This window comes from Kribbella qitaiheensis (assembly GCF_014217565.1).
Classification (GTDB): Bacteria; Actinomycetota; Actinomycetes; order Propionibacteriales; family Kribbellaceae; genus Kribbella; species Kribbella qitaiheensis_A.
This window is the reverse complement of the sequence record NZ_CP043661.1, coordinates 7,440,382-7,461,988: the sequence shown is the minus strand read 5'-3', so window position 1 is coordinate 7,461,988 and position 21,607 is coordinate 7,440,382. Positions and strand designations below refer to the sequence as shown.

The following is a 21,607-nucleotide window of genomic DNA, read 5'->3' as shown; positions in this document are numbered from 1 at the left end:
CCGACTGAAAACGAAGCTCGCCGGCCCGCCGGACGACTCGACCACCCTGCACTGCCTGGCTCACAGCCACTCATCCAGCTGGGCTTAAGGTTGGGCGCATGGCGCTGCGACTTGTTCAGCTGAACTTCAAGGCTCGGGATGACTCGGCGCTGGGCCGGTTCTGGGCGAAGGCGCTCGACTGGGAGTCTTCCAGCGACGACCCCGGTGCGACCAGCGTGATGCCCGTGGGCTCTACCTGGCCACTCCCCGCCGCCGTCACCATCGACGTCATCGCCGTGCCAGACCCCGAAACAGTGAACGACCGCGTGCACCTCGAGCTCGCCACCACCTCCGCGGCCCATCACACGGAGTTGGTCGCGCGCCTCCGGGACCTCGGCGCAACGTCCGCCGACGCGGGCCAAGGCGACCAGCCACGGACAGCTTTGGCCGACCCCGACGGCAACCTGTTCTGCGTCCGCCAGCCGCAGGAGATCCATCAGGACACCGGCCCGATCGCCGCGGTAGTCGTCGACTGCGCCGATCCGCAAGCCATGGCCCGCTTCTGGGGCGAGGCGATGGACTGGCCCCTGCATGACGCGACCGACGATCACGCAGTACTGCGCTCCGCCAAAAGCGGCGGCCCCTACCTGGAGTTCCTCCGCACGCCCCACCTGAAGCACATGAGAAACCGCATCCACCTGGACCTGCTGCCCGACCCCGTCGAGGACCAATTGGCGGAGGTAGCCCGGCTCGAGACCATCGGCGCAACGCGTCCAAACGCAGGCAAAGACGACTTCCCATGGAAGATCCTGACCGACCCAGAAGGCAACCAGTTCTGCGTCCTCGGCAGAGGCTGACGCAGTAGCCGTTCAGTACCAACTCAAGCCCGGTGTTGAGCTGAACCAACAACACGTCCCCAACCACAGCCGACGCCGGCGTATCCCCGCGCCCAACGCATCGCGGCAACCATCTCGCCTCCTCGAGCGGGCGACGGAGACAATCCCAGGAGCTTGGAGGTCAAGCTGTGGGGACGCGCTACGCGGATCCCGCGGGGAGGTGTGACCCGCCGGGTGTGGTCGGCGAGGCCGGCCCGGGTTCGCGCCGGCCTTGGTGAGGCTGGCCCCGGTCCGGGGGTGTCCCGACCGATCGGCCCCCGATTCGGCGTCTTTGAGCATCGGTTGAGTATTCCCTCCGGTGGCCGTGCTCATCTGGTGCACAAGGGCCTCCGGTTTCGCGGTGTGTCAGGTGCTACTGGTTGAACGCTGCTTAGCCTGCTCGGCGAGGGCGGGTTCGGGAAGTCGAGCTGCCGGGTTTTTCGTCCGCTGCCGGACTTATGGCGCGCTATCGGCCGAACATCGCGTCAGCGGACCCGATCCCCGGGCCACCCGGACCCCGGGAACCAGGTGGCGGCGAACCAGGGGGCAGCACCAACCAGCGCCTGACGTTGGAGCCGCGTGGGTGGCCTTTACCAGCCGGCGACGGAGGAGCCCGCGACCAGGGCAGGTGGAAGCCAACGCCAAGTGAGCGACGTAGGAGTGTGCGAGGCGCCGGCGTGGGGGTTCAGGCGGGGAGAGTTGCGGTGTAGGTGGATTGGGCGTCTTCGGCGAAGTGGCAGGAGACTGTCTGCCCGGAGGGGATTTCGCGGAGTTCCGGGACATCCACCGAGCAGCGGGCTTCGGCTCGGAGGCAGCGGGTGTGGAAGCGACAGCCCGACGGCGGCATCACCGGTGACGGCGGGTCGCCGGCCAGGATGATGCGTTGGCGGCCCTTGCGGGCGAGGCCTGGTTCGGCCGAGAGCAGCGCCTGCGTATAAGGATGAGCCGGTACGTCGTACACCTGGTGGTGCTCGCCCAGTTCGGCCACGCGACCCAGGTACATCACGGCGACCCGGTCCGACACGTGCCGCACCACCGACAGGTCGTGCGCGACGAAGATGATGCTGAGACCGAGCTCGCGCTGCAGCCGCATCAGCAGGTTGACCACCTGCGCCTGCACCGACAGGTCGAGCGCCGACACCGGCTCGTCGCAAAGCAGCACATCAGGACTCAGCGCGATCGCCCGGGCGATCCCGATCCGCTGTCGCTGCCCGCCCGAGAACTGATGCGGGAACTTGGTCTCGTCCTCCGGCCGCAGCCCGACCAGCTCCAGCAACTCCCGGACCCGCTTCCGGATGTCCATTCCCTTCGACACATCAGGGTGGACCTCGAGCGGCTCGGCCACGATCTCGCCGACGCGCATCCGCGGATTCAGCGCGGAGTACGGATCCTGGAAGACGACCTGGACGTTGCGGCGCCACTTCCGCAGCTCCTTGGCCTTCAGCTTGCTGACATCCACCCCGCCGTACGACAGCGAGCCCGAAGTCGGCTTCTCCAGCGCAGCGAGCAACCGCACCAAAGTGGACTTGCCACATCCCGACTCACCGACGATGCCGAGCGACTCGCCCTTACGCAGGACGAGATCGACGTCGTCGACCGCGCGGACCAGCGTCTTCTGGCCGAACGAGAAGGCCGGGCTGATGTCGTAGTGCTTCACCAGATTCGTTGCTACCAGCAACTCTTCGGCCATCAGACCGCCTCCTTCGCGGAGATCTTGGTACGCCGGAGGCAGGCCGCGTCCCGCCCGGGAGCCACCGTCAGCAACGGCGGCACCTCCTTGGCGCAGTCCTCGATGGCGATCGGGCAACGGGTCCGGAACGCGCAGCCGGACGGGACCGCCCGCAGCGACGGCGGCGTACCGGGGATGGTCGGCAGCTCCTGACCCTTCAGGTCGGCCGAGGGCATCGAGAGCAGCAGCCCTTCTGTATAAGGATGAACCGGGTGCTCCAGCGCCTCCGCTGTAGCGGCCCGCTCGACCACGTGACCGGCGTACATCACCACCACGTTGTCAGCGACGTCAGCCACCACACCGAGGTCGTGCGTGATCAGGACGACGCCCATGTCCCGCTCGGTCTGCAATTCCGCGATCAACTCGAGGATCTGCGCCTGCACGGTCACGTCGAGCGCCGTCGTCGGCTCGTCCGCGATCAGTACGTCGGGGTCGAGCGCGAGCGCCATCGCGAGCATCACCCGCTGTCGCATCCCACCGGAGAACTCGTGCGGATAGTCGTTCACCCGCTTGGCCGCCGCCGGGATCCGGACCTGGTCGAGCATCTCGGCGGCCCGCTTCATCGCGTCGTGCTTGGACATCCCGCGATGGACGCGGTAGCACTCGGCGATCTGCTTGCCGACGGACTGGACCGGGTTCAGCGCGGACAGCGAGTCCTGGAAGACCATCGTGATCCGGTCGCCGACGATCTGGCGGCGCTCCTTGGTCGTCATCGCGATCAGGTCGGCACCCCTGTACTCCGCAGTGCCGGACGTGATCCGCCCCGGCGGCATCTCCAAGATCCCGGTCAACGCCTGGGTGGAGACGCTCTTGCCCGAGCCGGACTCGCCCAGGATCGCGAGCGTCTCCCCCGCGCTGACCTGCCAGGACACCGAGTCGACGGCCCGGAGCGGTCCCGTCGGGGTGTCGAACTCGACGCTGAGGTCGGTCACCTTCAGCAGTACTTCGCCTGTCGTCTTCATCGGATCAATTTCGGGTCTAGTGCGTCGCGGATCGAGTCGCCGATGATCATGAACGAGATCGTCGTCGTCGAGATGAACAACGCCGGCCAGATGAACAAGTGCGGGGTGTCGCGGTACGACGCCGCGACGCCGAACTGCGATCCCCAGGAGATCGACGGCGGCTGCAGCCCGACCCCGAGGAACGTGAGCACGGCCTCGAGCCCGATCAGGCCGCCGATCCCCAGCGTCGTCATCGCCAGCAGCGGCGCCATCGCGTTCGGGAACACGTGCTTGCGAAGGATCCGCATCGACGGTACGCCGATGGAGCGGGCCGCCAGCACGTACTCCCGGTTGCGCACCGAGAAGACCGTCGATCGCATCACCCGCATGCCTTGCGGCCAGCCGGTCACCAGGATGATCCCGACGATGATCCAGATGCTCCGGTTCGGTACCGAGTTCAGGATCACGATCAGCGCGATCAGGCCGGGCAGCGCGAACAGCACGTCCGCGACCCGCGAGATGACCGTGTCGACCGCGCCCGGGAAGTATCCGGCCAGCAGGCCGAGAATCCCGGCCACCGCGAAGCCACCGAAGCCGGCCACCAGGCTGACCAGCACGGACGGCCTGGCTCCGTAGATGACGTTGGCGAAGTAGTCGCAGCCCTGGATGTCGAAGCCGAACGGGTGACCGGGCTCGTGACCGCGCTGACTCTTGGCCAGCTCACAGAACCTCGGATCGACGGAACTGAAGAGCCCTGGGAAAGCGGCCATCGTGAAGACGGTCAGGACCAGCAGCACACAGATCACGAACTGCGGCTTGCGCAGCAGTGCCCGGAGCAGCTCGCGGTTGGACAGCGTCCTGCCTTCGAGGTCCTGAGTCTCCGACTCGAAGACCTGTTGTGCCTCAGACATTGCGCACCCTCGGATCGATCAGGCCGTAGACGATGTCGACGACGAGATTGATGGCGATGAACATGACGAACGCCAGCGTGGACAACAGCACCACCACGCCACCCTCGTGGAACCTGATCGACTGGAACAGGAACTGGCCGAGCCCCGGCAGGTTGAAGATGCTCTCGGCAAGGACCGCGCCGGCGAAGATGCCGGCGAAGTCGATGCCCATCAGCGTGACCACCGGCAGCAAGGCGTTCGGCAGCACGTGATGCCAGAGGATCCGCTGCTCCCCCAGCCCTTTCGCCCGGGCGGTCTTGACGAAGTCGGCGTTCGCCGTGTCCACGATCGAGGTCCGGGTCAGCCGTGCCATCCCGGCGAAACCGGTGATCGCGATACACGTGGCCGGCAGCAGGTACGCCAGCGGATACCCGTCCGACGTACCGGAGACAGGCAACCACTTGAGCTGTACGCCGAACAGGAACTGGCCAGCGAAGTACAGGACCAGGCCGGGGACCGCCAGCACCACCAGCGTGGACAGCAGGAGCATCCTGTCGACCACCCCGTTGCGCCGGAACCCGGCGTACAGGCCGAACAGCAGGCCGGCGATCCACTGGAACGCCAGGCTCATGGTGGCCAGCTTCAACGTCACGGGGATCCGCAACCTGAGCTGGTCGGCGATGTCGCCACCGCCGAACGTCGTACCGAAGTGGCCGGTGAACATGTCCTTCATCGACAGCAGGTACTGCACGATGAAGGGATCGTCCAAGTGGAACTGGGCCCGCTTCGCGGCCAGTACGGCCGCCGGGATGGGCTTGTCACCGGCCAGTTCGCGCAGGGGGTCTCCGGGCATCGCGAACACGAGCGCGAAGACCCCCAGCGTGACGATCAGGCCGATCGGGATGGCCGCCAGGATCCGGCGGAGGACGAACCGGATCACTTGAACGTGGAGTAGAGCGCCTGGACACCGGTGAACTTGGAGACCCGCGGCATGATCTTCGCCGAGTGCAGGTACGCGTTCTGCTTGGCGTACAGCGGGATCAGCGGCATGTCTTCGAGCGCGATGTCCTCGGCCTGCTGGTAGAGCGCGATCGCCTTCTCCGGGTTCGGTTCGGCGTCGCCCTGAGCCAGCACCTTGTCCAGGGCCGGGTTGTTGTAGCCGGAGAAGTTCGCGTCACCGTTGGACTTGAACATCGGCGTCAGGTAGTCCTCGATCGACGGGTAGTCGTGGCCCCAGCCGCTGAACCGCAGGCCGTCCAGCTTGCGGGTGTCGGCCAGCTGGGTGATCTCGGAGCCCTGCTTACCGGTGTACTTCACCTCGAGGCCGAGGTTCTGCCGGATCATGTTGCCGATCGCTTCGGCGAAGATCTGGCCGGTCGCGGAGGTGGTGTTGTAGTTGATGTTCACCGCTCCGGAAAAGCCGCCGGCGTCAGCAAGCAACTGCTTGGCCGCGGTCGGGTCGAAGTTGCAGAACTTGCAGGCGTCGGCGCGGTAGCCGTCCATGTCCGGCGAGATCAGCCCGTTGGACGGGGTGGACAGGCCGACCAGGTCGGCGAAGGCCTTCCGGTCGATCGCCATCGAGAACGCGTGCCGCAGCTTGGGGTTCTTGTAGCGGGGATCCCAGGCCGGCATCGTCAGGTAGTTGGCGCCCGAACTCGTCGCGGTCACCCAGCCGTCGGGAGCGTCGGTCTTGAAGGTCTTGATCTTGGTCGGCGGTACGTCGACGAAGTCCACGTTGCCGGCCAGGAACTCGTTGTACGCCGTGTCGGCGTTCGGGATGAACCGGAACGTGATCGCGTCCGCCTCGGGCGCGTTCGGGCCCTTGTAGCCGTCCCACTTGGCCAGCTTGATGTCGTCACCGGGGTTCCAGGTGGCATCCAGCTTGTAGGCGCCGTTGCCGATCGGCTTGCGCTTGTAGGTGTCCGGGCTCTTCCGGACCTCCTCCGGCAGCGGGGCCAGGCCGAGGTACTGCAGGGTCAGGCCGAACTGGGAGAACGGCACCTTGAGCTTCACCGAGAAGGTCAGGTCGTCGATCTGCTTCAGGCCGGTCAGCGTCTTCACCGAGGTCGGCTTCGGGGTGGCGCCGTCCGGCGTCTCCGGGTTCATCGCGTCGTAGCCCTCGACCTTGGAGAAGAAGCCGTTGTTCTTCCACGCGGTCGAGCCCTGGGCGGTCAGGTTCCAGCTGTCGACGTAGTCCTTCGCCGTCAGCGCCTGACCGTTCTGGAAGGTGTTGCCGGACTTGAGCTTGATCGTCCAGGTCTGGCTGGTCTTGTCCGGGGTGACCGATTCGGCCATCACGTTGACCGTCTTGCCGGTGTTCGGGTCGGTGGCGACCAGCGGCGCGAACACCGCCTGCGCGACCTGGATCCCTGGGCTGCCGTTCTCGTTCAGCGGGTTGATGTAGTCCAGCGGGTCAGCGGCGATCGCGATGACCTCGCTCTTGGTGCCGCCACCGGCACCGTCGCCGGAGCTCTTACCGTCTCCACAGGAGCTGAGCACCAGGGCAAGCCCGAGCGCCACCCCCACTACACCAGTGACACGTCGCACGGTCGAACCAACTTCCTCGGCGGGAGGGCCGGTAGGCGGAATAGCCGCCATGTTGGCTGGTCGAAAGTGGCCATGTCAACGTTGTCAGGGCCAAACCCGGGGCAAGGTGACAAACGCGTTATCAAAACGAGACCTCAGAGCACCCTGCACTCATAAGGGGCCCTTCGGTCACGATAACCCCCTTGTAACGCGAAGTCATCTGATGTCAGCGCGGCCGGACCCAAAAAGAAAGACCGCCCGCACACGAGGTGTAGGCGGTCTTCCCGGGCGATCGGGGGTTACAGCGTGAAGGCCGTGGTGTTCTCCTCGAAGGGGCCCATCACGGTCAGCGCCGGTTCGCCGGCGTAGAGCTCGGCGGCCAGTTCACCGACTTCGTCGAGCGTGACGGCGTCGATCCGGGCCAGGATCTCGTCCACGGTCGGCAGATCGCCGTACACGAGCTCGGCCTTGGCGATCCGGGTCATCTTGGCGCCGGTGTCCTCCAGGCCCATCACGACGGACCCACGCATCTGCCCCTTGCCGCGGAGCAGCTCGTCGGCGGTGATGCCGCCCTTGGAGATCGTGGCCAGCTCGGCCTGGATCACCTCGAGTACTTCGGGGGCCTTCTTCGGCAGACAGCCCGCGTACACGCCGACCATGCCGGCATCCGCGTACGCCGAACCGAAGGTGAAGACCGAGTACGCGAGCCCGCGCTTCTCCCGGACCTCCTGGAACAGCCGGGACGACATGCCGCCGCCGACGATCCCGTGCAGTACGCCGGCGACGAATCGCCGCTCGTCGTTGCGCACCAGACCCGGCATGCCGAGCACCATGTGCGCCTGCTCGACGTCGCGGTGGTGAACCCGCACTCCGCCGTACGTCGGGACGCGGCGCGCCGACCCCCGGCGTACCGGCGTCGGCTCTGCTTCGCCGGTGGCCCAGTGCCGCTCGAAGGCCTTCCGGACCAGCTTGACGACATCGGAGTGCTCGACGTTGCCGGCGACGGAGACGACGATGTTCTCCGGGCGATAGCGACGCTTGTACCAACCGGCCACCTGACGGCGGGTCAATTTGGCCACCGACTCCGGCGTACCGGTGATCGAGCGGCCGAGCGGCGACGAGCCCCAGAGCTGTTCGGCGAAGAGGTCGTGGATGTGGTCCGACGTCTCGTCGGCGTGCATCGCGATCTCTTCGTCGATCACGTCCCGCTCACTCTCGACATCCGGGGCCGTGAGCGTGGCGGAGGTGATCATGTCGCAGATGACGTCGACCGCGAGCGGCAGGTCGGAGTCGAGCACCCGCGCGTAGTAGCAGGTGTACTCCTTGCCGGTGAACGCGTTCATCTCGCCGCCGACGGCGTCGATCTCCGAAGAGATCTCCAGCGCGTCCCGGCGTTCGGTGCCCTTGAACAGCAGGTGTTCGAGGAAGTGCGTCGCACCGGAGAGCTGGATCGGTTCGTCCCGGGAGCCGACACCGACCCAGAGGCCGAAGGTGACCGAGCGGAAGCCCGGTTCGGACTGGGAAAGCACGCGGAGCCCGGAGGGCAGGACGGTCCGTTTGACCGGACCGCCTGCCTCCGAGCTCAGCAGCGTGCTGGTGATGGCACGTGTCACTCGGCGGGAGCGACCTCTGCGTCATCGTCCTTGGCCGCGTCGTCGCCCTTGTCCTCGCCCTCCAGGACGGGGATCAGCGACAGCTTGCCGCGGTCGTCGATCTCGGCGATCTCGACCTGGAGCTTCTGGCCGACGGACAGGATGTCCTCGACGGCCTCCACCCGCTTGCCACCGGCCAGGCCGCGCAGCTTCGAGATGTGCAGCAGACCGTCCTTGCCGGGGAGCAGGGAGATGAACGCACCGAAGTTGGTCGTCTTCACGACCGTGCCCAGGTAGCGCTCGCCCTTCTCCGGCATGGTCGGGTTGGCGATCGCGTTGATCATCGCGCGCGCCGCCTCGGCCGACGGGCCGTTGGTCGCACCGATGTACACCGTGCCGTCGTCCTCGATGGAGATGTCGGCGCCGGTCTCGTCGGTGATCTGGTTGATCATCTTGCCCTTCGGGCCGATGACCTCTCCGATCTTGTCGACAGGGACCTTCACCGAGATGACCCGCGGCGCGAACTCGCTCATCTCACCCGGCGCGTCGATGGCCTTGGCCATCACGTCCAGGATCGTCAGGCGGGCTTCCTTGGCCTGGGTCAGCGCGCCGGCGAGCACGCTCGCCGGGATGCCGTCCAGCTTGGTGTCCAGCTGCAGGGCGGTGACGAAGTCCTTCGTACCGGCGACCTTGAAGTCCATGTCGCCGAACGCGTCCTCCGCGCCCAGGATGTCGGTCAGCGCGACGTAGGCGAGCTCACCGTCGACCTCACCGGAGATGAGGCCCATCGCGATACCGGCGACCGGCGCCTTCAGCGGCACACCGGCCGACAGCAGCGACAGCGTCGAGGCGCAGACCGAACCCATCGAGGTGGAGCCGTTGGACCCGAGGGCCTCGGACACCTGACGCAGCGCGTACGGGAAGTCCTCACGCGACGGCAGCACGGGCACCAGGGCCCGCTCGGCCAGCGCGCCGTGACCGATCTCGCGGCGCTTCGGCGAACCGACCCGGCCGGTCTCACCGGTCGAGTACGGCGGGAAGTTGTAGTTGTGCATGTAGCGCTTGCGCGTCTCCGGGGAGAGCGTGTCGAGCTGCTGCTCCATCCGGAGCATGTTCAGCGTGGTGACACCCATGATCTGGGTCTCGCCGCGCTCGAAGATCGCGGAACCGTGCACCCGCGGCAGCACCCGGACCTGCGCCTTGAGCGGGCGGATGTCGGCCAGCCCGCGACCGTCCATCCGGACCTTCTCGGTCAGCACGCGGTTGCGGACGAGCTTCTTGGTGAGCGAGCGGAAGGCTGCGGACAGCTCCTTCTCGCGACCCTCGAAGGCCTCGGCCAGCTTGGCGACGACGGCGGCCTTGACGGCGTCCGTCGCGTCGTCGCGGTCGTGCTTGCCGGTGATCGTGAGGGCCTGGGTCAGCTCCTCGGTGGCAGCGGCCTCGACGGCGGCGAAAGCGTCTTCCTGATAGTCCGGGAAGAGCGGGAACTCGCCGGTCGGCTTGGAGGCCTTGGCCGCCAGCTCCGCCTGCGCCTCGACCAGCGTCTTGATGAACGCCTTGGAGGCCTCGAGGCCCTCGGCCACGATCTCCTCGGTCGGCGCCTGCTTGCCGGCGGCGACCATGTCGAACGTGCCCGCGGTGGACTCGGCCTCGACCATCATGATGGCGACGTCACCGGAGTCGGTGACGCGACCGGCGACGACCATGTCGAAGACGGCGGTCTCGATCTCGGTGTGCGTCGGGAAGGCGACCCACTGACCGTCGATCAGGGCGACGCGGACAGCACCGAGCGGGCCGGAGAACGGCAGCCCGGCGATCTGGGTGGACATCGACGCGGCGTTGATCGCCAGCACGTCGTACAGCTTGTCCGGGTTGAGCGCCAGGACCGTGATGACGACCTGGATCTCGTTGCGCAGGCCGGACACGAACGACGGCCGCAGCGGGCGGTCGATCAGCCGGCAGGTCAGGATGGCCTCCTCGGAAGGACGACCCTCCCGGCGGAAGAACGAGCCCGGGATGCGACCGGCGGCGTACATCCGCTCCTCGACGTCCACCGTCAACGGGAAGAAGTCGAACTGGTCCTTGGGCTTCTTGCTGGCCGTGGTGGCCGAGAGCACCATCGTGTCGCCGTCGAGGTAGGCGGCGGCGGAGCCGGCGGCCTGCTGGGCCAGACGGCCCGTCTCGAAGCGGATGGTGCGGGTGCCGAAGCTGCCGTTGTCGATGACTGCTTCAGCGAACTCTGCGCCCTCCATGGGCGCGTTTGTGGATCCCGACACGGGATACCCCTCTCTCACTTGAGACGACTGTGAGGCGCGAGCTCCGGGGGTGCCGGTCTTCGATCGAGGCCCGCGGGTGCCGCGCTGTCCTGCTGCGCTGCCCCGAAGGCCACTACCGAGGACCGGTCGTCGGCCCGGTACGCGTTTCGCGTCGTCTCGTTGTCGTTGATTATTCAGTTGTGCCGCACCCGGGGACCCCAAGTCCCCTGGGCACAGATACGCGAGAAGCGGCCACCGAAATGCGGTGGCCGCTTCTCACGACGTCATCGGCGAAGACCGAGCCGCTCGATCAGGGACCGGTAGCGGTTGATGTCCTTCTTCGACAGGTAGTTCAGCAGCCGACGGCGCTGACCGACCAGGAGGAGCAGACCACGACGGCTGTGGTGGTCGTGCTTGTGCTCCTTCAGGTGCTCGGTCAGGTCCGCGATGCGGTGCGTGAGTAGCGCGACCTGGACCTCGGGGGAACCGGTGTCGCCCTCGGTCAGGGCGTACTCGCCGATGATCTTCTTCTTCGCCTCAGGATTGGCTGACGACACTTCGTGATCCTCTCGATGTCCGTTGCGCGGCGCACCGGGGCTTGGGTCACCCGGGCACTCTCGATCCGCGGCCGTTCAGACGGCAGCGCCAAGGGTATCAGTCCGTGGACGCGTCACCCTAATGGCGGGTCAGCAGGCGGCGGGCGCCATCGACGTCGAGCTTCATCTGGTCCAGCAGGTCGTCGATGGTGTCGAAGCGGATCTGGGTACCCCGCAACCGGGCCACGAAATCGATCGCGACCCGGGAGCCGTACAGCTCCAGGTCGTCACGGTCGAGCACGTACGACTCCACCCGGCGGTCGACGCCGTCGAAGGTCGGGTTGCTGCCGACACTGATGGCCGCGGGCAACGGCTCGCCGTACTGCGGGGCGCCGGGTGCGGGCTCGAGCACGGTCAGCCAGCCGGCGTACACACCGTCCAGCGGGACCGCGCCGCCTGCCAGGGCAGGGATGTTGGCGGTCGGGTAGCCGAGTTCACGGCCGCGCTTGTCGCCCTCGATCACGGTTCCGGTGACCCGCAGCGGCCGGCCGAGCGCCGCGGGCCGCGGCTTCGACATCACCTTCGGCGATCAGGTTCCGGATGTACGTCGAGGACCACGGCTGGGCGTCCCCGGCCAGCGACAGGCCCTCCACCTCGAACCCGGCAGCGGCACCCGCCTCGACCAGCGTGTCGACGTGACCGGCGGCCTTGTGGCCGAACCGGAAGTTCTCCCCCACCACGACCGTCTTGGCGTGCAGGGTGCCGACCAGGACCCGGTCGATGAACTCCTGCGGCGACCAGGCCGCGGTCTCCTTGTCGAACGGCAGGATCAGTACGGCGTCCGCACCGGCCGCACCGAGCAGCGCGGCCCGCTCGACCGGGTCGCTGATCATCGCCGGCTCATTGCCGGGCCGCAGCACCGCCATCGGGTGCGGATCGAAGGTCATCGCGACGACCGGGACGCCGCCGAGCCGCTCCGCCCGGGCCCGGGCGTGCGCCAGCACCTCCTGGTGACCGCGGTGCACGCCGTCGAAGTTGCCGATGGTGACGACCGAGGGGCCGAAATCGGCGTCCACCTCGTCCAAACCGTGCCAGACACGCATGGAAGCAGGATTCCATGCCGGTCCGGCGGCCTCGTCACCAGGGACCGGTCGATCACCCCTTGTAATCACCTCGTGACTCAACTTAGTGTGGGCGACGGCATCTGGTCACCCCCTCGGAGGTCTTGTGAAGCTTCACCGCCTCGTCGCCGCTTTCACCACCGCGGCAGTCCTCGGCACGTTGTTGTCCATTACGAGCACCTTGTCCTCTGCCACCGCGTTCGCCCCGGTCGCGAAGTACAAGAAGTACGTCGCGCTGGGTGACTCCTACACTTCGGCGCCGCTGGTGCCGTTGCCCGAGTTGTTGTCGCTCGGATGCCTGCGGTCGATCAACAACTATCCGAAGCAGCTGGCCGCGCAGCTCCAGGTCACCGCGTTCGCCGATGTGAGCTGCGGTGGCGCGGACACCACCAACATGACCCAGCCGCAGAGCACCCCGCTCGGCACCTTCCCGCCGCAGTTCAACGCGCTCACGGCCGACACCGACCTGGTCACCCTCGGGATCGGCGGGAACGACTTCGGCGTCTTCGGCGACATCACCAGCACCTGCCCGGGGCTGCGAGCCTCCGATCCGGCCGGCGCGCCCTGCAAGCAGCACTTCACGGTCGACGGCAAGGACACCCTGGCCGACAAGATCGCCCAGACGCAGCTGCGGATCGCCGACGTCGTCAACGGCATCAAGCAAAAGTCGCCGAAGGCAACGATCGCGCTGATCGGCTATCCGAAGATCGCGCCGGAGACGGGTGTCTGCCCGGACATCCTGCCGTTCTCCGACGGCGACTACGCCTATCTGTACTCGATCGAGCAGAAGCTCAACCAGGCCGTCGAGAATGCCGCGACGGCCGCCGGCGCGACGTACGTCGACACCTTCGGACCCTCCACCGGTCACGACGCGTGCGCACCGACCGGTCAGGCCTGGATCCAGGGCAAGGACATCAACCTGCTCGGCGCCCTGAACTACCACCCGCGGTACGAGGGCCAGGCCGGCGTGGCATCGCTGACCTTCAAGAAGCTGACCGGCGCCAAGGAGACCGTGACACCCGCCGAGCAGGCGAAGTGGGCCGGCGAGGCACGTGAGCTGAGCAAGAAGGCTGCCACCGCGCAGCAGAACCCGGCCGCCAAGGCCGCCATGTTCCGCCTACGGACCGGCGCGCAACGCTGACCCTTTCCAATCCGTACGGCGGACGCCGGGCCGGTTCCCCCTCACGCGGGGTTCCGGCCCGGTGTTGTTCCCCGCCAGACCGGTCCCAGCTGGGTCAGAGCGCGGCGGTGAGGTCGGTGAGCGCCTCGCCGAGCGGGAGGTTCACCCGATGGGTCGCGTACGGATCGCCGCGGGTGATGCCCTGGTTGACGATCAGGACCTCCTTGCCCGCCTTCGCGGCGTACCGGACGAAGCGGAAGCCGGACATCACGGTCAGGGACGAACCGAGCACGAGTACGGCGCGGGCGTTGTCGATCAGCTCGTAGCAGCGCTCGACCCGCGGCTTGGGGACGTTCTCGCCGAAGAACACCACATCCGGTTTGAGCAGCGCCGACCCACAGCTCTTGCACGGCACCAGCTGGAATCCGCCGACGACGTCCTCTGGCAGCTCCACATCGCCGTCCGGGTTGATCCGGGTGGCGACGCCATCGAAGAACGGGTTCGCCTCGCGAAGGCGACGATCGAGCTCCTCGCGCGGCGTCGTACGGCGGCAGTCCAGGCAGATCACCCGGTCGAGATTGCCGTGCAACTCGATCACGTCCCGCGCACCGGCCGCTTGATGCAGCCCGTCGACGTTCTGGGTGATCACGCCGGTCAGAAACCTGCGCGCCTGCAGTACGGCGACCGCCCGGTGACCGTCGTTCGGTGCCGCCCGCGCGATCGTCCGCCAGCCGAGGTGGCTGCGGGCCCAGTACCGTTGCCGGCCGGACTCGCTGCCGACGAAATCGGCGTACGTCATCGGCGTGTGGGTCCGCAGGCTCCCACTGGCGCCGCGGTAGTCCGGGATCCCCGACTCGGTCGAGATCCCGGCGCCGCTCAGCACCACCACTCCCCCGCCGGCCACCACTTCGGCGACCGGGGCGACATCCACGATTCCCGGGGCAAGCGACAGCACTTCAGGACCGGGAGTCCAACTCAAGGTAGGGCGAGAACGCACCCACCCAGCGTAGCGGCGGACCCCCAGCCCATCAGTAGGTCCGACTTCGGCGCCGGACCGGCGTCGCAAAGGGGTGTGCTGAGCGTCAGCGGCTGTCCGGGTCGGGACTACTGATGGCCTGGCGGTCCGGGAGCTGGGCTTCCAGGGCCGCGATCAGCTGGGGCCGGAGCTCCTCGGGCCGGATCACGGCATCCACCGAACCGACCGCGACGGCACGCTGGATGTTGTGCACCCGGTCGAACTCGGTGGCGACCTCGCCCAGCTTCTCCGCCCGGACGGCCGACCTGATCTCGGTCAGCTCGGTGGCCAGCGTGGCTCGTTCGGCCCCCTCGGCCGCGGCCAGCCGGGCGGACACCTCGGTCACCCGCGGGTCGGACGACGTACGGCTGTTGACCTCGCGGGAGAACACGACTGCCGCCGCGGGTGCGCCGCCGATCACCGACGCGAACGAACCCTCCACCGCCAGCACGGTCATCCGCGGGTTCAGCGCCTTGGAGAAGACCACGAACGCGCCGCCGTGGTAGCGCGAGACCACGCAGAAGACGATCGGGCCGTCGAAGTTGACGACCGCCCGGCCGATCTCGGCGCCGTACTCGAGCTGCAGGTTGCGCATCGAGTCCGGGGAGCCGTCGAAGCCGGACAGGTTCGCCAGCACCACCAGCGGACGGTTGCCGCTGGCACCGTTGATCGCGCGGGCCGCCTTCTTCGACGAGCGCGGGAACAGCGTCCCACCGGTGTAGACGTCGGGTCCGTCGGTCGGCGACAACCCGCGCCGCGGCACCGGCTTGGACTCGATCCCCAGCAGGCAGACCGGAATGCCACCCAGGTGGGTGTCGGCGACGACGGCGGTCTCGGCGTCGGCCATGCCCGCCCAGCGCTCCAGCATCGGGTGGTCCTGGTCGGCGACCGCCCGCATCAGGGTGCGGATGTCGAACGCCTTCTTACGGTCCGGGTTGGAGGTGTCGGAGAAGATCTCACCGACGGTGGTGAAGCCGCCGTCGACCGGGTCGTGCGGGTAGGTCGCGACGTCGCGGTCGTGCGGGTCGGTCGTCGGCGCCCTGCGCGGGCCGCGCTCCCCCGGTACGACGTACGTGTGGTCGTAGTGCGCCATCAGGATGTCGCGCGCACCGGCCAGATCAGGCGCCCAGTACTGCGCTTCGCCGTTCGGGCCCATCACCCGGTCGTAGCCGCCGATGCCGTAGTTGTCCTCGGCAGAGACGCCGCCGGCGAAGTCCAGCGTCTCCTTGCCGGTCAGCACCATCGCCGAGTCCGGCGTCATCACCAGGATGCCCTTGGTGTGCATGAGCATGGTGGCTTCGGCGTTCCAGTACGGCTGGGCGCCCACATTGATGCCCGCGACGACGATGTTGATCTCGCCGCCGGCCTGGGTGAACTCGACGATCCGCTTCAGCGCCTTCGCGACCCAGTCCATGTTCTCGGTACCGGAGTCCATCGAGATCCGGGCGCCGGCCGAGACCGCGAACCACTCGACCGGGAGATGCAGCTTCTCGGCCAGGTCGAGCGCGGCGATGATCCGCGAGCACTCCGCCTCGGCCACCGCGCCGAGCGCCTTGGTCGGGTCGCCGCTCAGCACCACCCGGGTGACGCCTTCGGGATGCCGGCGGGTCGGCGTACTGATCACACCGGCGATCAGGCCGGCCTTGTTCAGGCCGCGCGGCCGCTCGACCGCGACCAATGCGCCGGAGTCGTCGAGGTCGTACTCGACGTAGGTGCCACCCGCACCGGCGACCATCCCGGCCACCTCGTAGGGGTAGACGGTGTTGCGGCGGCGCGCCCGCAGGACCTTCTGCGCATAGTCGTCGAGCGGCTTGAGCGGCTCGGTCGCGGGCCGCTCGACTGCCGTCACGACACCGGCGCCGGGCTGGTAGTAGAACCGGCCGACGACCGCGAAGGGCACGCCGTTCGTCCCCATCACACGGCCGGCGACACTGACCTCTTCGATTCCCGCTCCGGCCGTCAACGGCGCGATGTTGCGCTTCAGTGCCGTCAGCTCGGCGACCTCGGCGTCCAGCACCGGCCAGATCGTCACCCAGACGTGGTTCATCTCCAGCCGGGCTCCGTCGGCGCCACGAGCTGTCCGGGCCCGGCGGATGCCCTCCAGGCAGTTCGCGATCGCGCGCTCGACATGCGGCAGCCCGGTGATCTTGCCGTCCTCGTCACGCACCGCGGCGAACTGACGGACCTGGGCCAGCGCCACCAGCCGCTCGTCGGCCTCGTTGTCGCGGGCGACGCAGTGGTACAGCAGGACGTCCTGGGGTGCGTCCAGCCGGGTGATCCGGAAGTCGCGCAGCCGCCACAGGTTGAGTCGGCGGCCGACCATCGGGTGGACGCCTCGGACGTTGTCGTCCTCGACGGCCCCCTGGGTCCCGAGGCGATACGTGAAGTACCAGACCTCACGGCCACCGCCCGGTACTACGGCGATCGCGACCCGGCGCACCTGCTGCTCGAACAGCAGCGGGGCGACAAGCTCGCACAACCGGTCGGAGGCCTCCTGAGGCGACTCCGGAGTCTGCGGCCAGGACAAGTACAGGTCGGCGACCGTTTCGTGGCCGGCCGGCCGAGCGGTGAGCTCGGCGGACAGGTCGCGAACCAGCGAACTGCCGGGATCGGCCAGCTCGTCGACGGTGCCGATCGTCGTGACCAGGTGCGTCGGGCGCGCGTCGACCGTGTAGTCCGCAGTAGTGAAGGCACGGCCGTTCACGGTGGCGTTGCGCAGGTTGTGCAGCTCGTACTCGAGGTAGTGGCGACGTACCAGCACTTCGAGCATCGGCTCCGTGCCGTTGATCCCGCGCTCCAACCGCTCGGCCAGGAACCGAACGATCTGCTCAGGGATGGTCGCCAGCGCCTCGACGCGCTCGGAGTGGCCCGGCGCCTCCGGGTCCAGCGACAGCGCGGCCAGCTCGTCGCTGACCCCTGCCAGCACCTCGGCGCGGGCCTGGTCCACCTGCGGCTGGTCGAACCAGCGGAACCGAACGCTACGGGCCAGGTCGCCGATCACAGGGAAGCGAAGCTGGGTGGCAAGCACCAAGTGCTCGAGTACTGCGTACGCCTCCACGTCGAGCGGCGCCTCGGGCTTGGCCTCGACCAGCCACTGCTCCAGCAACGACGTCACCAGCAGTTCGTCGGGAGTCGTGCGCTGCTGGGCCAGGAAGATCCGGAACACCGCGTCGGTCAGCATGTCGCTGCGGTCCAGGTCGGTGACGCCGTAGTGGCCGAGCACTCGAGCCAGCCGGTCGGTGAACTCCGCCGGCAGCCCGGCACGCTCGGTGTCCAGCGTCTGCAGGTAGGTGTGGAAGTGCTCCTTAGGGCTGTGCACCCGCAGCTCGGTGCGCAGGTCCTCACCGGCCGGCCGGTTGCGGCTCAACTCGGCCAGGTCGGCGAACAATCGCAGTACGGCGATCTCCTCGACCACTGGCGGCTCGGCCAGCTCGGCACGGGCGGCCAGGTACTTCGTCAGGGTCCGGCCCTCGTCGCGCGGGTCGATGTCGAATCCGAGCAGCATGCTGCCCAGGTCGTCCAGCCCACGAGCCGCACGCTCGGCCGCGGTCGCCTGGGCCGCCGGCTCGGGCAGCTCCAGATCGACGCTCTCAGTGGACTCGACCACGGCGTCGGCATCACCGATCGGCTCGAGCAGCACCAGCGGGGCGCCGGTCTCGACCTGGCTGCCGGCCGACACCGGCAGCTCGCGCACGATCGCCTTGAACGGCGCGTGCAGCACCGTCTCCATCTTCATGCTCTCCAGCACCAGGACCGGCGCGCCGGCCTCCACCTCGGCGCCGGCCGCGACCGGGGTCGCGACGACGAGCGCCGGAGAGGGCGCGCGCAGGAAGCCGCCTTCGTCACGGCTGACCCGGTGGGTGACACCGTCGACCTCGACCAGGTGAACCGGGCCGTGGGTCGCGGTGACGAGCCGGAACCGGTGACCGGCGACGACCAGGCGAGCGTCGTACGCGTCCAGCCGCTCGTGCTCGACGTCCAGGAACTGCAGACCGTCGCCGTTGCCGACGCCCACGCGGTACCTGCTGGCGCCGATCCTCGCGACGGTCACCTTGTACGACGCCCCGCGCAGCTTCAGCGCGATGGCCCGCCCGACTTCGTGCTGCACCTGGGGACGGCCGCCACGGGCCGTCTCCAGCAGTCGCTGCCGCTCGACCCGCTCGGCCTCCTGGTACGCCTCGATCGCGGCCGCGATCAGCGCGATGCCGGAGTGCCGGCTCGAGACGAGCCGCCCTTCGCCGCGGACCCGGTCGATCCAGCCGGTGTCGGCGCTGCCGTCGATCACCTCGGGCTGGTCCAGCAGGTCGAGCACGAAGCTCTTGTTGGTCGCGCCGCCTTCCAGCACGACGATCGTGTCGGCGACCGCGCGGCGGAGCCGGCCGAGCGCCTCGTCGCGGGTCCGGCCGTACGCGATCACCTTGGCGATCATCGAGTCGAAGTCGGCGGGGATCGAGTCGCCCTCACTGACACCGGTGTCCACCCGTACGCCGGGGCCGGTCGGCAGCCGGAGCCGCGCGATCCGGCCGGGTGAGGGCGCGAAGTCGCGGTCCGGGTCCTCCGCGTTGATCCGTGCCTCGATGGCGTGGCCCTGCTCGACCGGCTGTGGGCCTTCCAACTGGCCGCCGCCGGCCACGTGCAGTTGCGCCTTGACCAGGTCGAACTCGGTGGTCACCTCGGTGATCGGGTGCTCGACCTGCAGCCTGGTGTTGACCTCGAGGAAGGCGAACAGCTTGTCGCCCGGGTGGTACAGGAACTCGACAGTGCCGGCACCGCTGTAGCCGACGGCCACGGCCAGCCGCTCGGCGGACGTCTTCAACTCGGCGACCTGGTCCGGCGAGAGTACCGGCGAGGCCGACTCCTCGATCACCTTCTGGTTGCGCCGCTGCACCGAGCAGTCCCGCACGCCCAGCGCCCACGCCGTGCCCTGACCGTCCGCGATGACCTGCACCTCGACATGCCGGGCCCCGGTGACGAGCCGCTCCAGGAAGAGCACGCCGCTACCGAACGCGCGGGCGGCCTCGTCGCTGGTCCGCTGGTACGCGTCGCGCAGGTCGTCGTCGTCATGGATCACCCGGATGCCACGGCCACCACCACCGGCGGTCGCCTTCAGCATCACCGGGTAGCCGATCTCGCGGGCCGACGCGATCGCCGCGTCGAGTGAATCGACCGCGCCCCGGCTCCACGGCGCCACCGGTACGCCGACTTCCTCGGCGATCAGCTTCGAGCCGATCTTGTCGCCGAGCTTGCGCATCGCCTCCGCGCTCGGCCCGATGAAGGTGACGCCGATCCGCTCGCACAGGTCGGCGAACGCCGGGTCCTCGGCGACGAATCCCCACCCGACCCAGGCAGCGTCCGCCCCGGTCTCGGTCAGCGCCTGCTCGAGCTTCGCGTGGTCGAGGTACGGGCGTTCGGAGGCCGGACCGAGCGGGTAGGTCAGGTCGGCCTCGCGCACGAACGTGGCGGTGCGTTCGGCATCGGTGTACAACGCCACCGTCTCGACCTGGCTCCCCGTCTCGGCGTTGAGCTCACGGACGGCGTTGATCAGCCGCATCGCGGCTTCTCCCCGGTTGACGATGGCGATGCGGTTGAACACCGGGCGGCACTCCTGTCGTTCGGCGAAAGCTGTCACCGCACACATTCCCAGGCAGCCGGGGCTACCGTCGAGTCGGGTTGGTCAGCTGACGAAGACTGCGGTTGGTTTGGCGAGCGGGCCGTGCGGCTCGTAGAGGGCCAGGAACGTGCCCGTCGGGTCGAACATTGCGGTCTGGCCCGGTGCGAGCTTCAGGCCCGCAAGCGGTCGGCCGGTGCGGATGGCGGCAGCCTGCTCGGCGTCCGCGTCGAACCGCGGGAAAGTGTCGGCCGCGACGTCCGCGATCGGCAGGAAGCTGAACGACTCGGCCAGCTCCTCCAGCGTGTGGGCGGTGGAGATGCCGAAGCTGCCCACCCTGGTCCGCCGGAGCATGGTGAGGTGACCGCCGACGCCGAGCCGCACGCCCAGGTCGCGGGCCAGCGCACGGATGTAAGTGCCACTGGAGCAGTCGACCGAGATGTCGACCGAGATCCCCTCCGGACCAGGTCGTACGTCGAGTACGTCGTACCGGCTGATCGTGACCGAGCGGGCCTTGAGCTCGACCTCTTCGCCGGCCCGGACCCGCTCGTACGCGCGTTTGCCGTCGACCTTGATCGCGGAGACCTTGGACGGGATCTGCGAGATCTCGCCGCGGAACCCGGCGACGGCAGCCTCGATCCCGTCGGCGGTCACCCCGGCGAGCGCCTCCGTCGAAGCCGTCGTGACGGTCTCACCCTCGGCGTCGTCGGTGCTGGTGGAGGCGCCGAGCAGGATCGTCGCGTCGTACGACTTGTCGGCCAGCTGGAGATGGCCGAGTAGCCTGGTGGCGCGGTTGAGCCCCACCACCAGGACACCGGTGGCCATCGGGTCGAGAGTGCCGGCATGGCCGACCTTGCGGGTGCCGGCCAGCCTGCGGATCCTGGCCACCACCGTGTGCGAGGTCAGCCCGGCCGGCTTGTCGACGACAACGATGCCGTCGGCAACAACCGCGCCAGTGGCGACCGGGTCGCTACTCGTCGTCGGAGTCATCGTCCTCGCGGTGCTTGTACGGGTCGGCGTCGCCGGCCGGCTTGGCGCCCGCGGCGGCCTTGGCCACCTCGGCGTCGGCCGACCGTGCCTTGGCCAGCAGTTCCTCGATCTGGCCGGCCGTCTCCGGGATGGCGTCGAGGTAGAAGGCCAGCGTCGGAGCCCGGCGCAGGCCGAGAGCCTTGCCGACCTCGCTGCGGATCATGCCGCGGGCCGACTCCAGTGCCGCGGCCGTCGAGACGCGATCCTGCTCACCGCCGTACACCGTGTAGAAGACACTCGCCTCGCTGAGGTCACCGGTCAGCTTGGCATCCGTCACGGTGACGAAACCGAGCCGCGGATCCTTCACCCGGCGCTCCAGTAACTCCGCGACCAGGACCTGGATCCGGTCGGCCAACTGCTTAGCCCTTGCTTCACCCATCAGGGCTCACTC

General features: G+C 68.4%; 14 protein-coding genes and 1 pseudogene. 2 read left to right on the top strand and 13 right to left on the bottom strand.

All coding sequences use genetic code 11. From position 1 onward, the window contains the following. Positions 1 to 98: 98 nt before the first annotated feature. The gene (locus F1D05_RS35360) at positions 99 to 836 is read left to right on the top strand and encodes a VOC family protein (protein ID WP_185444611.1); all 738 of its coding nucleotides are present in this window, start codon (positions 99 to 101) and stop codon (positions 834 to 836) included. Between the two features lie 703 nt (positions 837 to 1,539). Here the strand turns inward: F1D05_RS35360 and F1D05_RS35355 are convergent. The 9 genes and pseudogenes from F1D05_RS35355 to F1D05_RS35315 all read right to left on the bottom strand — a co-directional run bounded on the left by F1D05_RS35355 (position 1,540) and on the right by F1D05_RS35315 (position 12,426). Further along, on the bottom strand, positions 1,540 to 2,544 hold the full coding sequence (locus F1D05_RS35355) for an ABC transporter ATP-binding protein (RefSeq protein WP_185444610.1): 1,005 nt from the start codon (positions 2,542 to 2,544) through the stop codon (positions 1,540 to 1,542). Then, a complete protein-coding gene (locus tag F1D05_RS35350; RefSeq protein ID WP_185444609.1) occupies positions 2,544 to 3,545 on the bottom strand; it encodes an ABC transporter ATP-binding protein in 1,002 nt (333 codons plus the stop codon). The genes F1D05_RS35355 and F1D05_RS35350 overlap by 1 nt, the downstream gene beginning before the upstream one ends. Next, the gene (locus F1D05_RS35345; protein ID WP_185444608.1) at positions 3,542 to 4,435 is read right to left on the bottom strand and encodes an ABC transporter permease; all 894 of its coding nucleotides are present in this window, start codon (positions 4,433 to 4,435) and stop codon (positions 3,542 to 3,544) included. The genes F1D05_RS35350 and F1D05_RS35345 overlap by 4 nt, the downstream gene beginning before the upstream one ends. Continuing rightward, the gene (locus F1D05_RS35340) at positions 4,428 to 5,354 is read right to left on the bottom strand and encodes an ABC transporter permease (RefSeq protein WP_185444607.1); all 927 of its coding nucleotides are present in this window, start codon (positions 5,352 to 5,354) and stop codon (positions 4,428 to 4,430) included. The genes F1D05_RS35345 and F1D05_RS35340 overlap by 8 nt, the downstream gene beginning before the upstream one ends. Beyond that, positions 5,351 to 6,961, bottom strand: coding sequence for a peptide ABC transporter substrate-binding protein (locus F1D05_RS35335; protein WP_246486228.1), 1,611 nt, complete (start codon positions 6,959 to 6,961; stop codon positions 5,351 to 5,353). The genes F1D05_RS35340 and F1D05_RS35335 overlap by 4 nt, the downstream gene beginning before the upstream one ends. A 278-nt stretch (positions 6,962 to 7,239) precedes the next feature. Next, a complete protein-coding gene (locus tag F1D05_RS35330) occupies positions 7,240 to 8,553 on the bottom strand; it encodes a M16 family metallopeptidase (protein WP_185444606.1) in 1,314 nt (437 codons plus the stop codon). Next, the gene (locus F1D05_RS35325) at positions 8,550 to 10,784 is read right to left on the bottom strand and encodes a polyribonucleotide nucleotidyltransferase (RefSeq protein ID WP_185444605.1); all 2,235 of its coding nucleotides are present in this window, start codon (positions 10,782 to 10,784) and stop codon (positions 8,550 to 8,552) included. The genes F1D05_RS35330 and F1D05_RS35325 overlap by 4 nt, the downstream gene beginning before the upstream one ends. 287 nt (positions 10,785 to 11,071) lie before the next feature. Beyond that, positions 11,072 to 11,344, bottom strand: a complete 273-nt coding sequence (gene rpsO, locus F1D05_RS35320) for a 30S ribosomal protein S15 (protein WP_164604166.1) — start codon at positions 11,342 to 11,344, stop codon at positions 11,072 to 11,074. 118 nt (positions 11,345 to 11,462) lie between these two features. Further along, positions 11,463 to 12,426 (bottom strand): annotated as a pseudogene (locus F1D05_RS35315) (bifunctional riboflavin kinase/FAD synthetase). Positions 12,427 to 12,550: 124 nt separating this feature from the next. Here F1D05_RS35315 and F1D05_RS35310 point away from each other — a divergent pair. Next, positions 12,551 to 13,585, top strand: coding sequence for an SGNH/GDSL hydrolase family protein (locus F1D05_RS35310; protein ID WP_185444604.1), 1,035 nt, complete (start codon positions 12,551 to 12,553; stop codon positions 13,583 to 13,585). Positions 13,586 to 13,679: 94 nt separating this feature from the next. Here F1D05_RS35310 and F1D05_RS35305 read toward each other — a convergent pair whose 3' ends face one another. The 4 genes from F1D05_RS35305 to rbfA form a co-directional block, all read right to left on the bottom strand. After that, complete coding sequence (locus tag F1D05_RS35305; RefSeq protein ID WP_185444603.1) at positions 13,680 to 14,561, bottom strand: NAD-dependent protein deacetylase; 882 nt, start codon at positions 14,559 to 14,561, stop codon at positions 13,680 to 13,682. An 85-nt stretch (positions 14,562 to 14,646) separates the two neighbouring features. Beyond that, on the bottom strand, positions 14,647 to 20,172 hold the full coding sequence (locus F1D05_RS35300) for a carboxyl transferase domain-containing protein (RefSeq protein ID WP_185444602.1): 5,526 nt from the start codon (positions 20,170 to 20,172) through the stop codon (positions 14,647 to 14,649). Between the two features lie 81 nt (positions 20,173 to 20,253). Then, a complete protein-coding gene (truB, locus tag F1D05_RS35295; protein WP_185444601.1) occupies positions 20,254 to 21,177 on the bottom strand; it encodes a tRNA pseudouridine(55) synthase TruB in 924 nt (307 codons plus the stop codon). Continuing rightward, positions 21,158 to 21,595 carry a 30S ribosome-binding factor RbfA gene (gene rbfA, locus F1D05_RS35290; protein WP_206685968.1) on the bottom strand — a complete coding sequence of 146 codons (438 nt, stop codon included), beginning with the start codon at positions 21,593 to 21,595 and terminating at the stop codon, positions 21,158 to 21,160. The genes truB and rbfA overlap by 20 nt, the downstream gene beginning before the upstream one ends. Positions 21,596 to 21,607 lie beyond the last annotated feature (12 nt).